Below are 13,624 nucleotides of genomic sequence, written 5' to 3'. Positions count from 1 at the left end.
CCCGCCAGACGTCTGCTCGTGGCCGAAGCAAGCCGTTCGGCTCAGGCTGCAACCGGACAGGCCGGGTTGACGGCTAGTTCTGCCCGATCAGCACCACCGGATTGCGCGCATCGAACTGCACCTTCCCGCCCTTCACCACCGCAGTCTTGCCCGAGTACCAGTCGCGCACGGTCTGGCCATCCATGAAGACGCCGGTCACCGGCACGGCGGTCGGTTTATCGACGGGCAGGCCGAGCGCCACCACCACGCGGTCGGTCACCTCCTTCGTTTCGTACGTGCGCTTGAAAACGTAGGGATAGTGCTGGATCATCTGGTGCACGCCCGCGCCCACGCTGGGATGCGCCTGGCGGAAGCGGCCCAATCTCGCCCAGTGCTCGCGCACGTCGCGCACGCGGTTCAGGCCGCGCTGGGCGTTCGAGGCCAGCTCGTCCCAGTTCATGAACGAGCGCAGCGTGGCGTCGCCCTCGGCGCCTTCCACCTTCAGCAGGCGCGCGGTTTCGTCGCCGTAGTAGATTTGCGCGGCGCCCGGCGCCAGCAGCAGCTTGTTGGCGCTCTCGTAAGGACGCTCGCGCATGGCGTCATACGGGGCGCCGTCGTCGTGCGAACTCAGATAGTTCAGCACCGAGGAGTCCTTCATCGGGCCGTGCAGCGCCTGCGAATAGGTGCTGAACAGCTTTTCGTAGCTTTCCTTGGCGTCGGACTTCATCGCGAAGTTGATCAGGCTGTCGAAGCCCTGGGCCGGGTAGTCGGCCGTCATGCCGCCCAGGTCGTAGGCATGGCCGTGCTGCAGCGCGTAGCCGTACACCTCGGCCGTCATGTAGAACGGCGTGTCGTCCAGCTTCTTGCTCGGGTTGGCCCGCTTCCAGTCCTCGAAGGCCGCGCTCGATACGGTCTTGAGTTCCTTCCACAGGCCCGGCTCGGTGTGCTTCACGGTGTCGGCACGGAAGCCGTCGAAACCGTACTTGCGCACCCAGTCGGCGTGCCATTTCATCAGGTAGTAGCGCGGCGCGCGCGGGTAGCCGGTGCGCTTGAAGAAGTCGTCCAGCTCTTTCACTTCGCGCTCGTAGCGCCCTTCCTTCTTCCACTTCTCCGCCAGTTGCGGCGGCAGGCTTACAGCCTTGTTGCTGCCGGTGAGGATGTCGGGCAGGTTCTTCACCAGCGTGCAATCCATGGTCGTGCGCGCATCCTTGTAGGTGCAGGTCGGGCCGGTGCGCACCCAGTCGGCCGGCCATACCGGGTCAAGCGCGGTCACCGGGCCGGTGTGGTTCAGCACCACGTCGAGCAGCACGCGGATGCCCGCTGCGTGGGCGGTATCGACCAGGGTGCGCACGTCGTCCTCGGTGCCGAGGTTCGCATCCACCGCCGTGAAGTCGCGCGCCCAGTAACCGTGGAAGCCATAGCTCTTGCCGGTGCCCTCGTCGGTGGCGCCGTGGATCTGCTCGACCGGCGGCGTGATCCAGATCGCGGTCACGCCCAGGTCGGTAAAGTAACCCTCCTTGATCTTGGCCGTGATGCCGGCCAGGTCGCCCCCCATGTAACCGCGCAGCACCGCCGCATCCTTCTTGCGTCCGTAGGCCAGGTCGTTGGCCGGATTGCCGTTGTTGAAGCGGTCCGTCAGCAGGAAGTAGACGGTCGCGTTCTCCCAGGCGAAAGGCTTGGCCGGCGCCGCCCAGGGCGCGGCGATGCCGGTCTGGGCCTGGGCCTGGGCTTGCGGTGCAAACGCGATCAGCAACGAGGCGGCAAGTGCGGGTAGTTTCATGCAGGGGTTCCTGTGGTGGGTTGGATCAGGTGATCACGCTCGGCTGCTGGCGGCCGGTGCGCTGGCGCAGTCCGGAAACGTCGTCGGCAATCGCGATCAGGTTGGACAAGGCGTCCTGGGTTTCCAGGTCGTGCCGGCCTGGGTCGGCCTCGTAGCGTTCGAGGTAGACGCGGATGGTGGCGCCTTCGGTGCCGGTGCCGGACAGGCGGAACACGATGCGCGAGCCATCGTCCATGATGATGCGCACGCCCTGCTTCGTCGCCACCGAATGGTCGACCGGGTCGGTGTAGACGAAGTCGTCGGCGACGGAGACGCGGTAATCGCCCAGCGCCTGTCCTTCGAGCGCCGGCAGCTTGTCGCGCAAGGTGTTCATCATGGCGTCGGCGGCGGCGGCATCGACGGCTTCGTAGTCGTGGCGCGAATAATAGTTACGGCCAAAGCGCGCCCAGTGCTCGCTCACCAGCTGGTTCACGGTCTTGCCGCTGGCAGCCACGATGTTCAGCCAGAACAGCACGGCCCACAGGCCATCCTTTTCGCGTACGTGATCGGAACCGGTGCCGTAGCTCTCTTCGCCGCACAGGGTCACCATGCCGGCGTCCATCAGGTTGCCGAAGTACTTCCAGCCGGTCGGGGTTTCGAAGCAGGCGATGCCGAGCGCCGCGGCCACGCGGTCGGCGGCGGTCGACGTCGGCATCGAGCGTGCGATGCCCTTGATGCCGGCGGCGTAGCCCGGCGCCAGCGTCGCGTTCGCGGCGATGATGGCCAGGCTGTCCGATGGCGTGACGGCGATACCGCGGCCGACGATCATGTTGCGGTCGCCGTCGCCGTCCGAGGCGGCGCCGAATTCCGGCGCGTCGGGGCCGCTCATCAGCGCGATCAGTTCGGCGGCGTTCACCGGGTTCGGGTCGGGATGGTGGCCGCCGAAGTCTTCCAGCGGCTCGGCGTTGATGACGGTGCCGCTTGGCGCGCCGAGCATGCCTTCGATGATCGCTTTCGCATACGGGCCGGAGACGGCGCTCATGCCGTCGAAGCGCATCGTGAAGCCGCGCGCGAACAGGGCGCGGATGGCGTCGAAGTCGAACAGGCCTTTCATCAGCTCGGCGTAGTCGGCCACGGAATCGATCACCTCGACCTGCATGCCTTCCAGCTGGGTGGTGCCGATTTCATCGAGGTTCACGGGCGGCGCGTCGCTGATGCGGTAGCTTAGGAGGCCCTGGGTTTGCGAATACACCGCCTCGGTGATCTTTTCCGGCGCCGGGCCGCCGTTGCCGATGTTGTACTTGATGCCGAAGTCGCCGTCCGGGCCGCCCGGGTTGTGGCTGGCCGAGAGCACGATGCCGCCGAAGGCATTGTGCTTGCGGATCACGCAGCTTACCGCCGGCGTCGACAGGATGCCGCCCTGTCCGACCAGGATGCGGCCCACGCCGTGGGCGGCGGCCATGTGCAAAATCGTCTGGATGGCGCTGCGGTTGAAATAGCGGCCGTCGCCGCCCAGCACCAGGGTCTGGCCGGTGAGGTCGCCCAGGGTCAGGAAGATGGCTTCCACAAAATTCTCGAGGTAGCCCGGCTGCTGGAACTCGGTGACCTTCTTGCGCAGGCCCGAGGTGCCCGGACGCTGTCCGGCGAACGGCGTGGTCGCCACGGTTTGGATCGTCATGCTTGGCTCCTGTGTATGAATTCGGTTATCAACGTTTTGTTGATAAAACGTTACGATACGACAGGAGCAAAAATGATGTCGCAGGCTTCTTGTACGGTGGGCACTCCGTGCCCACGCGGATACGTGCGCGTCTGGCATACACGGCGTGGAATGTTCGCTCGTACGACATGCTGCGGACACGGCATCCTGACTGCGGATGTGTTTCGAGCGATCTTCTACGGCCACAGGTGCAAACATGCGCACGTAACCGCGTGGGCACTTCGTCATTGATGCCACTGGCATCAATGACCCCACCGTACGGGACGCGTTCCGGACTCCGATCAAGCCTGGTTCGGCGCTTTATCCGTCACCGCCAGCGTCAACAGCGCCGCCACCAGCATGCACACGCCGCCCAGCACCAGCGTCTGCACGGTATGCCCGCCAAAGAACTCGCGCGTCACGAAGCCCAGCAGCAGGCCGCTGACGATCTGCGGAATCACGACGAAGAAGTTAAAGAGCCCCATGAAGTAACCCATGCGCTCCGCCGGCAGCGAGCCCGCCAGGATCGCATACGGCATGGTCAGGATCGAGGCCCAGGCGATGCCGACACCCACCATCGGCAGCATCAGCATCTCCTTGGTATCGATCAGCGCAATGCTCGCCAGGCTCAAGCCGCCAATGGCGAGGCACACGAAGTGCACGACCTTGCGGCTGGTGGCGCGGGCGAACACCGGCAGGATGAAGGCGGCCAGCGCCGACACGCCGCTGTACACCGCGAACATGATGCCGACCTGGTTGCCGGCTTCCTGGAAGGCGGCCGACTGCGCATCGCGCGTGCCCCACACGGCGTCGGCAATCGCGCTGCCGGTATAGATCCACATCGCGAACAGCGCGATCCAGGTGAAGAACTGCACAAAGGCCAGCTGCACCATGGTCTTCGGCATCTTGCCGAAGCCGCCGACGATCTCGGCCAGCGCCGTGCCGATGTGGCGCGCCTGCTGGCGCTGCTGCTGGAAGCTGGCCAGGTCCGGCGGCGGCAGTTCGTCGGCCGTGAACACGGTCCAGCTGACCGCCACCATGAACACCACCGCGCCGGCGTAGAAGGAATAGCGCACGGTGTCAGGAATCATGCCGTCGACCGGCACGTTCGACACGCCGAAGTGGGTGAAGATGGCCGGCAGCAGCGAAGCGATCACGGCGCCGCAGCCGATGAAGAAGGTCTGCATCGCGTAACCCGCGGTCTGCTGGGTCGGGTCGAGCTTGTCGCCGACAAAGGCGCGGAAGGGTTCCATCGACACGTTGATCGCCGCGTCCATCATCCACAGCACGGCCACGGCCATCCACAGCGCCGAGGAATTCGGCATCAGGAACAGGGCGATCGCCGCCAGGAAGGCGCCGATGAAGAAGAAGGGACGGCGCCGGCCCCACTTCGGGTGCCAGGTGTTGTCGCTCATGTAGCCGATCACCGGCTGCACCAGCAGGCCGGTCACCGGCGCGGCGAGCCAGAACAGCGCCAGGTCGTCGGGATTCGCGCCCAGGGTCGAGAAGATGCGGCTGGTGTTCGAATTCTGCAGCGCGAAGCCGAACTGGATGCCGAAGAAGCCGAAGCTCATGTTCCACAGCTGCCAGAACGACAGGCGCGGCTTCTTGAGCGCGTTGGTGTGCATGTCCATCGATGTCCCCAAGCGGCCCGGCCTTGAAACCGGGCTCTCTGTATGTGGCAAACGCCGCGCCATGACTGCGTGCCGGCTGGTCAGGCGCGGTGCTGGAGGGTGGCGGGGAGCGTTCCCGTCCGGGAGGCCATGTGGACGGGCTGGTTGCAGGATAATTTGTAGCAAAATAACATGGTGTTTTCCGAGTGTCAATCCAACACTGACATAGTAGAATCGGCATGTCCGGCCTGTTGCGACGGCCTTTTGTAGTCAAATAACACAATAGATAACAAAGCAAGGAGACCCCATGCTCGACATGCAGCGCCGGCTGAGCAATCCATTCTACGCATTGACCAGCTTGCCGGCCACGGCCATGGGCTTTGCCCTGTGCATCCAGATTTCCGCGCTCAGCTGGCTGCTGAGCACCAAGTACCACCTCGACATCCACGAGATCGGCATCGTCTGGGCCGCCGGCCCGCTGGCTGGCATCCTGGGCCAGGTGATCATCGGCTTCATCAGCGACAAGACCTGGTTCTGGGGCGGGCGGCGCCGGCCCTTCATCCTGATCGGCGGCACCCTCGCCGCCCTGTCGGTGTTCCTGCTGCCGCGCATCGAGATGGTGGCCGACCTGTTCGGCGTGACCAATTTGCTGGTGATCGCCGTGATCGTGGCGCTGACGCTGGATTTGTCGATCAACATCAGCTTCAACCCGACCCGCTCCATCATTGCCGACGTCACGCCGGAAGGCGACGCCCGCACGCGCGGCTATACCTGGATGCAGACGATTTCCGGCTTCTGGGGCGTGACGGCGTATCTGATCGGCGCCTACATCGACAACTACGCGCTGATCTCGGTGGGCGTGGTGATCGTGCTGCTGTTCTCGATCGTGCCGGTGTTCCTGATCAAGGAGCCGCGCGAGCTGGCGCCCGAGACCAGGGAAGCCGTTGCTGCCACGGCTGCGTCGACCACCACCGACTGGCCGCAGCTGTGGAAGCTGTGGACGGCGCACGCCTTCAGCTGGTTCGGCGTGCAGGCGATGTTCGTCTACATCATCTCCTTTATCCAGCAGCACGTGGTCGCGCCTGGCGCCACGGTCGCCGAATCGGCGGCGCAGTCGGGCCACCTGATCGCGATTTCGTTCGCCATCATGAACGTGGTCGGCTTCGTGCTGCCGGCGCTGGTGCTGGCGCCGCTCGGCGCGCGCATCGGCCGCGTGCGCACCCAGGCTGCGTGCATCGGCGTCATGGCGGTGGCCTACTTCGGCATTGCCCTGTTCGCGCGCTCGCCGGCGTCGCTGTACGTGCTGATGGCGGTGGTGGGGATCGGCTGGGCGGCGGTGGTCAGTTTGCCGTTCGCGATCATGAGCGAAAAGGTCGACAAGCGCCGCATGGGCTACTTCATGGGGCTGTTCAATCTGTCGGTGGTGTTGCCGCAGCTGGCGACCACGGTGGTGGGTTACGTGTTGAAGGACGCGGCGGACAAGAGTGTCCTGTTCCTGATTTGCGGCGGGTGTTTGGCGGTGTCGAGCGTGCTGTGGCTGCTGGTGAAGGATGGGGCGCCGGTTGCGACGATTAAGCCGGCGATGGCGACGGCACATTGACGAACGATGCGCCATTGCGGCTCGACATTCACTCGGGCCGCTGACGTAGGGTGGGCACTCCGTGCCCACGCGGAACGACGAACATACGCGGCCCGGCATTTGTCCGGGCCGTATTCATATGGCAGAGCGTCTGAGAGAACATCGTTAGCGCAATGATGATGGCAAACGCTTCGGAGCGAATTGTTTCTGCCGCGGACTCGCGGAAGAGCACGTACCGCGTGGGCACGGAGTGCCCACCCTACGGTTTCACAGGCCAGGAGCCTGAATAACAGCCGATAATGCCAGCGTTCGTTGAACGCGTGGACGGGCAACCCGTCCACCCTACCCTATTGCGGCAACGCCGCAACCATCAGGCCTTGCGCGGCTTCTTGAAGCCAGGCTTCTCCGCCATCCGGCGCTCGGCTCCGAACGACTTCTTCGGCCCGGCCGCCTTCTTCGGCGCCGGTGCTTCTTCGCCGTCGCGCGTGATGTTCAGCTGCTGGCCGGCCACCCACACGGTCTTCAGGTGATCCACCAGGTCCTTCGGCAGATCGTTCGGCAAGTCCAGCGTGGTGAAGTCGTCGTAGATCTCGATGCGGCCGATGTATTTCGATTCGATGCCGCCTTCGTTGGCGATCGCGCCGACGATGTTGCCCGGCTTGACGCCGTTCGCGTGGCCGACTTCGATGCGGTAGGTCGCCATGCCCGGTTCCGGTTCGCGCATCACGCGCTCCTTGCGGAAGCCGGGCTCACGTTGTTCACGCGGCGCCCGTGCCGGACGCTCTTCCCAGCCGGCGTCGCGCGGGGCGCGCGGCAGGCGCTCGACGAAGTCGGTGCGCGCCGGACGGTCTTCCCAGGTCGACGGACGGGCTTCGCGGTCCGGCTTTTCCAGCAGCAGCGGCACGTCGCCGCGGCCCAGCTTTGCCAGGGCGGCGGCGATGTCCACCGCTGGCACGTTCTGCTCGCGCTCGTATTCCTCGATCAGCTCGCGGAACTGTTCCAGGCCGCCCGCTTCCAGGGTCGCGGTGATCTGGTCCTTGAACTTGGCGATGCGCACGTCGTTCACGGCCTTCACGGTCGGCAGCGTCAGCGGCGACACCGGCTGGCGCGTGGCGCGCTCGATGGCTTTCAGCAGGCCGCGCTCGCGCGGGGTGATGAACAGGATGGCGTCGCCGCTGCGGCCCGCGCGGCCGGTGCGGCCGATGCGGTGGGTGTAGCTTTCCGGGTCCGACGGCACGTCGTAGTTGATGACGTGGCTGATGCGCTCCACGTCCAGGCCGCGCGCGGCGACGTCGGTGGCCACCAGGATATCGATCTTGCCGTTCTTGAGCTGCTCGATGGTGCGCTCGCGCTGCACCTGGGCCATGTCGCCGTTGATCGCCGTGGCGGCAAAGCCGCGTGCCTGCAGCTTGGTCGCCAGCTCTTCGGTGCCGAGCTTGGTGCGGGCGAAGATGATCATGCCGTCGAACGGCTCGGCCTCGAGGATGCGCGTCAGCGCGTCGAGCTTCTGCATGCCGGCCACCAGCCAGTAGCGCTGGGTGATGTTTTCGGCGGTGCCGGTCTTGGCGGCGACGGTCACTTCGCTCGGGTCGCGCAGGTAGGTCTTGGCGATGCGCTTGATCGCCGGCGGCATGGTGGCCGAGAACAGCGCGATCTGGCGCTCGTCCGGGATCTGCTGCAGGATCTGCTCGACGTCGTCGATGAAGCCCATGCGCAGCATTTCGTCGGCTTCGTCCAGCACCAGGGTCTTCAGCTGCGACAGGTCGAGCGAGCCCTTCTCGATGTGGTCGATCACGCGGCCCGGGGTGCCGACGATGACCTGCACGCCGCGGCGCAGCGCCTGCAGCTGCGGGCCGTAGCTCTGGCCGCCGTAGATCGGCAGCACATGGAAGTTCTTCATGTGCGCGGCGTAGGTCTGGAAGGCTTCGGCTACCTGGATCGCCAATTCGCGCGTCGGCGCCAGCACCAGCGCCTGCGGCGCGGTCTGCTTGGTGTCGATGCGCGACAGCACCGGCAGCGCGAACGCCGCGGTCTTGCCGGTACCGGTTTGGGCCTGTCCCAGCACGTCGCGTCCTTCCAGCAGCAGGGGAATGGTGGCGGCCTGGATCGGCGACGGTGCTTCGTAGCCGACTTCCTTCAGCGCCTTGAGGATGGGCGCCGGGATGTTCAGGTCGGAAAACGATGGGATAGGGGTGTCGGACATGGATGACTTTCGAAAAACAATACTAAACCGCCAGTTTACTCCCTCGCCGGGAACGGACGGACACAATTAACAAAACCGGGGAAACAACGACAAAAAAGCCCCGTGCGCCTTGCGCAAGGGGCTGCATATGAAACCGGTCGCCGGCAAGCCGGGAAAAACGAACAATGTTACATCTTCGGCGCCGCGCAATGACGCGCGATGTACTCCTCGTGGGTCGGCATCACGCTCACGCACTTGGCGATCACGCCGCGCACGCTGTCGAGGTAGTCGGCGATGTCAGCCTCCGATTGCACGTCAACCAGCGGATTATACGCGTTCACCGGCATGTTCTGCCCTTCCAGCACCTGGATCCAGCCCACTTCCGAGAACAATTCGTTGTCCACGCGTACCACCTTGCCGCGCGCGCGATACAAATCCATCTTCTGGCGCAGCGTGTCCGGGATCGCCATGTTGGCGCAGGCCAGCCAGTACGGCGAGTCGGTGCGCTGGTTCAGGTGGTAGTGCAGCACGATGAAGTCGCGGATACGCTCGTACTCGAAGCGCGACTGCCGGTTGAACTCCGCCCGCTCCACCTCCTGGAAACCGCGGTCCGGGAAGAACTCGATCAGGCGGGAGATCGCCGACTGGATCAGGTGGATGCTGGTCGACTCAATCGGCTCGAGGAAGCCGCCGGCCAGGCCGACCGCCACCACGTTGCGGTTCCAGGCCTGCTTGCGCATCCCGGTCTGGAACTTGATCAGGCGCGGATCGGCCAGCGCCGGCGCATCCAGGTTCGCCAGCAGCGTGGCCGCGGCTTCGTCGTCGCTGATGTAGCGGCTGCAGTACACGTGGCCGTTGCCGGTGCGGTGCTGCAGCGGGATGCGCCACTGCCAGCCCGACTGGTGGGCGGTGGCGCGTGTGAACGGCGTCATGGTCTTGACCGATTCGCAGGGCACGGCCAGCGCGCGGTCGGCCGGCAGCCAGCCGCTCCAGTCTTCATAACCGGTCTGCAGCGTCTGTTCGATCAGCAGGCCGCGGAAGCCCGAGCAGTCGATGAACAAATCGCCGCCAATGCGGGCACCATTTTCCAGTTCCACCGCGTCGATGTAGCCGTCGCCGGGGCGCTGGGTGGCGCGCACGATCTTGCCCTCGACACGCGTCACGCCGCGCGATTCCGACAGCTTGCGCAGGTAGCGCGCATACAGGCTGGCGTCGAAGTGGTAGGCGTAGGCGATGTCGGCCAGCGGCGAATTCGGCACGTCGTGGCGGGCCGGCATGAACTTGCCGGCTTTCGCCGCCATGCGCGCGATCGAGTATTCCTCCAGCGGCGCCGCCTTGCCGAGCGCGCGCATCTTGAGCCAGTACTGCTCGAAGGGCACGGTGGCCAGGTCCTGGCCCAGTCGCCCGAAGCCGTGCATGTAGCGCTCGCCCTTGCGGCCCCAGTTCACGAACTCGACGCCGAGCTTGAAGCTGCCTTGCGTGGCGCGCATGAATTCGGCCTCGTCGATGCCGAGCACGCGGTTGAAGCGCTGGATCATCGGGATGGTCGCTTCGCCGACGCCGACGATGCCGATCTCGTCGGATTCGACCAGGCGGATGTTGTAGCGGCCATTCAGGATGGTCGAGAGTGCGGCGGCCGTCATCCAGCCGGCAGTGCCGCCGCCGACGATGACGATGTCCTTGATGGGTAGGTTCTGCATGGTGGTTTCGCTCAGGTCAAGAAAACGACCCCTGGCAGGCGGGAGCCCGGCAGGGGTCGTTACTGTAACTCAGTTCAGGGTCAGCTTAGAACTTGTAGCTGGCGCCGAAGTGGTAGGTACGGCCGTAGTCGACGCGGTTGGTCGGGTTGTTTTCGTCGTCGGTGTACTCCAGGAACGGTGCGTTGTTCCAGTTCTGGGCCTGGACGAACAGGCTCGTGCCCTTCAGCCAGCCGCTCTGGACCTCGTACGATGCCTGCAGGTCGACAATGGTTTCACCCTTGATGAAGGTCAGCTGGGTGTTGTCCTGGTAGTCCGACACCTGGCCCAGGAAGTTCGAACGCTTGCGCGCCGCGGCAGCCACCTGGAAGCCGTTCTTCTCGTAGTACAGGCGCAGGTTCGAGACCTTGCGCGACAGGCCCGGCAGCGGAATGCTGACGCCGCTGCCGGTCACGTTGGCGAAGCCTTCGCGCGGCAGGGTGATGCTGCTCTTGGTGTCCGAGTGGTTCAGCAGCGCGCCGAAACCATCCAGGTAAGGAGTCAGCATCGAGAACGGCAGGTTGACCGCCAGTTCATAGCCCTTGATGTTGCCGCCGCTGCCGTTTTGCGGCTCGGTCAGGCGACCGATGGTCGAACCTGCGTATTCACCGGTCGACGGCAGCGAGGTGCCCGGGGTGATGGTGTCGGCAAAGTCGTAGAAGCGCGAGGTACGGAAGATGTAGGTATCGAGCTTCTTGTAGAAGAACGCGGCACTGACGTAGCCCTTGTTGCCGAAGTACTTCTCGTACGACAAATCGAATGCCTTGGCGCGGAACGGCTTCAGGTGCGGATTGCCGCCGCTGCTGGTCAGGATCGACGTGCCCTGCAGGTTGCCCAGGGTGACGTTCGAACCGGCGCGCAGGTCGTCCAGGTTAGCGCGCGACACGACCTTGGCCAGGCCCAGGCGCAGCTGCTGCTCGTTGCCGAGGTCGAAGGACAGGTTCATGCTTGGCAGGACATCCCAGTACTTCTCGCCGTCGGTGACGCGCTTGCCCGGGCAGGTCTCGGCGGTATTGCCGGTGCACAGGCCATTGTCGATCTGGTAGCCGCCGCCGGTCTGGTCGGTGTGGATGGCTTGCACACCGACGTTGCCGCGGTAGTTCAGGCCGAATGCCTCGCCATCCAGGTCACCCATCAGGTAGGCGGTCGAGATGCGCTCTTTCACGTCCCAGAACTTGTTCAGGATGTCGGCGTCGACTTTCGGCGCCAGTTGGTACACGGTGCCGAGGGAACCGCGTGGATCCCAGGTGACCACGTTGAAGCCCGAGGCGCCAGCCGGCGCCACGCCGCCGCCCGGTACGTCGGCGAAGCCGTTCGGGTCGCCGCCGATAATCACCAGGCGACCATCCTGGCCGCTACGGGCCTTGTCGCGCGCGGTGTAGTTGAAGCCGTAGGTGGTGGCGATCAGCGGGCCCCACTCCATGGCCTTCTTGGCCGACAGGCGGATGGCCTTGACTTCGTCCTCGACGTAAGGCTGGCCGAGGTAGCCTGCCTGCGGCGACGCCGCGCCGCCGGACCAGCCCATGGTGTCGGTCAGCTTGACGGCGTTGCGGTCCGAATAGTTCAGGCCCGGGGTGTATTTCACTTCGGTGACGTTGGCGCCGTTGAAGCCGCTGAACGCCAGGGTATCCTGCTGGCCCGGCAGGGTGCCGGCCGTGGTTTCGTAGCGCGAACCCAGCTTGGTGGCTTTCGACCAGGTCAGGTCGGCCATCGTGGTCCAGTCGCCGAATTTCAGCTCGTTGTTCCAGCCGATCGTCTTCAGGTCGTCTTCCGCGCCTTCGTAGTGGTTACGGACCACACCCTTCCAGTTGGTGATGGTGCCGCTGGTAGCCACGCCGTTGGCGATGGTGGCGTTGGTCAGCACGTGCGGCAGTTCATACTTGCCACCGCCGTTGCCGGCCACGCCGCCTTCGAAGCCGGTCTTCTTCAGGCCGGTTTCGCCGGCCGAGTAGAACAGGTCGACGGTCGACTTGAAGTTCTTGTTCGGACGGTATTGCAGCGAAGCGAAGGCGCCGTCACGCTTGTGGTTGTTCTGCTCGGTGTCGTAGCCGAAGCCGTTCGGCGCCGTCACGCTGGCACCGTTGTAATCCATGGCGGCCGTGCCCCAGGAATTGAACTTCGACTGGCCGCCGCCGAGTTCGTCGTAGCGGGTCAGGCCGACGGCCACGCCGAAGGTGCGGTTCGCGAACTGGTCGATGTAGGACAGGGTGTAGCGCTTGCCGTCGCCTTCAGGAAGGCCGTCGCGCTGTTTCACGCCCAGCTGGCTCTTCTTGTAGCTGACAGCGACGGTGCGCTTGCCGAAGTCGAGCGGCTGCACGGTGCGCAGGTCGATGGTCGCAGCCAGGCCCTGGCCGACAACGCTCGCGTCCGGGGTTTTATAAATGACGACAGAACCCATCAGTTCGGCCGGGAACAGGTCGAACTCAGGCGAACGGGCATTGCCGGTCGAGGCCATTTCGCGGCCGTTCAGCAGGGTGCCGTTGAAGCTTGGCGACAGGCCGCGCACCGAGATGTCGGACGATTTGCCCGAGCTGCGGCCGCGCTGGGCCGATACGCCCGGCAGGCGCGCGATCGAATCGGCCACGCTCTGGTCCGGCAGCTTGCCGATGTCTTCGGCCGAAATCGCTTCGACGATCGACGTGGAATTCTTCTTGATCGAGATCGCCGCTTCGATACCGCGACGGATGCCGGTGACCCTGACGGTGGTGACCGGGGTGGTGGTGGTGCTGACGGTGGTGTCTTCCGCCGGCGGCACGGCGCTGTTCGGCGTGTTGTTGGTGGTGTCAGCCGTGGTTGCCGTAGTGGCAGCGCCGGTGGTGGTGGTCGGTTGCTGTTCCTGGGCGAAGGCGCTACCGGCCAGTGCCATCAGGAATACGGTGCAGCCGGCTGCAACCGGGCTCAGCGGGAATGCACGGCCTGCCGTGTTCGCAGCGCGCTTGTTTGCGAAGTTGTTCATTTGTCCCCTCAATAAACTATGTAATTTCCCGGAAACAGCTGGAGAGCCACGGCACGGGATCCAATTCCAACGTCTTTTTAGACGTTCTGGCAACAATTCTGTATTAAAACTAGATGCACTGTCA

Annotated in this window: 7 protein-coding genes; 1 reads left to right on the top strand and 6 read right to left on the bottom strand. The window is 64.8% G+C overall.

The genetic code is table 11. The features are described from left to right. Positions 1-73 precede the first annotated feature (73 nt). From ACWYRN_RS13305 to ACWYRN_RS13295, 3 genes are all read right to left on the bottom strand, one after another. The gene (locus tag ACWYRN_RS13305; RefSeq protein ID WP_488687952.1) at positions 74-1,759 is read right to left on the bottom strand and encodes an alpha-amylase family glycosyl hydrolase; all 1,686 of its coding nucleotides are present in this window, start codon (positions 1,757-1,759) and stop codon (positions 74-76) included. Between the two features lie 25 nt (positions 1,760-1,784). Next, on the bottom strand, positions 1,785-3,416 hold the full coding sequence (locus tag ACWYRN_RS13300) for an alpha-D-glucose phosphate-specific phosphoglucomutase (protein WP_488687950.1): 1,632 nt from the start codon (positions 3,414-3,416) through the stop codon (positions 1,785-1,787). Between the two features lie 320 nt (positions 3,417-3,736). Further along, positions 3,737-5,068 carry an MFS transporter gene (locus ACWYRN_RS13295; protein WP_488687948.1) on the bottom strand — a complete coding sequence of 444 codons (1,332 nt, stop codon included), beginning with the start codon at positions 5,066-5,068 and terminating at the stop codon, positions 3,737-3,739. A gap of 286 nt (positions 5,069-5,354) precedes the next feature. Here ACWYRN_RS13295 and ACWYRN_RS13290 point away from each other — a divergent pair, with 286 nt between their 5' ends. Further along, entirely contained in the window at positions 5,355-6,647 is a 1,293-nt protein-coding gene (locus ACWYRN_RS13290; RefSeq protein ID WP_488687947.1) for an MFS transporter, read from the top strand. A 349-nt stretch (positions 6,648-6,996) separates the two neighbouring features. Here the strand turns inward: ACWYRN_RS13290 and ACWYRN_RS13285 are convergent, their stop codons facing one another. The 3 genes from ACWYRN_RS13285 to ACWYRN_RS13275 form a co-directional block, all read right to left on the bottom strand. Beyond that, positions 6,997-8,829 (bottom strand): DEAD/DEAH box helicase, encoded by a 1,833-nt coding sequence (locus ACWYRN_RS13285; protein WP_488687945.1) that lies wholly within the window; start codon positions 8,827-8,829, stop codon positions 6,997-6,999. 167 nt (positions 8,830-8,996) lie between these two features. Continuing rightward, on the bottom strand, positions 8,997-10,508 hold the full coding sequence (locus ACWYRN_RS13280) for a tryptophan halogenase family protein (RefSeq protein WP_488687943.1): 1,512 nt from the start codon (positions 10,506-10,508) through the stop codon (positions 8,997-8,999). Positions 10,509-10,593: 85 nt separating this feature from the next. Further along, positions 10,594-13,500: a TonB-dependent receptor gene (locus ACWYRN_RS13275; protein WP_488687941.1), complete on the bottom strand. Its 2,907-nt coding sequence runs from the start codon at positions 13,498-13,500 to the stop codon at positions 10,594-10,596. Positions 13,501-13,624 lie beyond the last annotated feature (124 nt).

It is taken from the genome of Massilia sp. BAP21, assembly GCF_057801335.1.
This window is presented reverse-complemented; position numbering and strand designations above follow the sequence as displayed.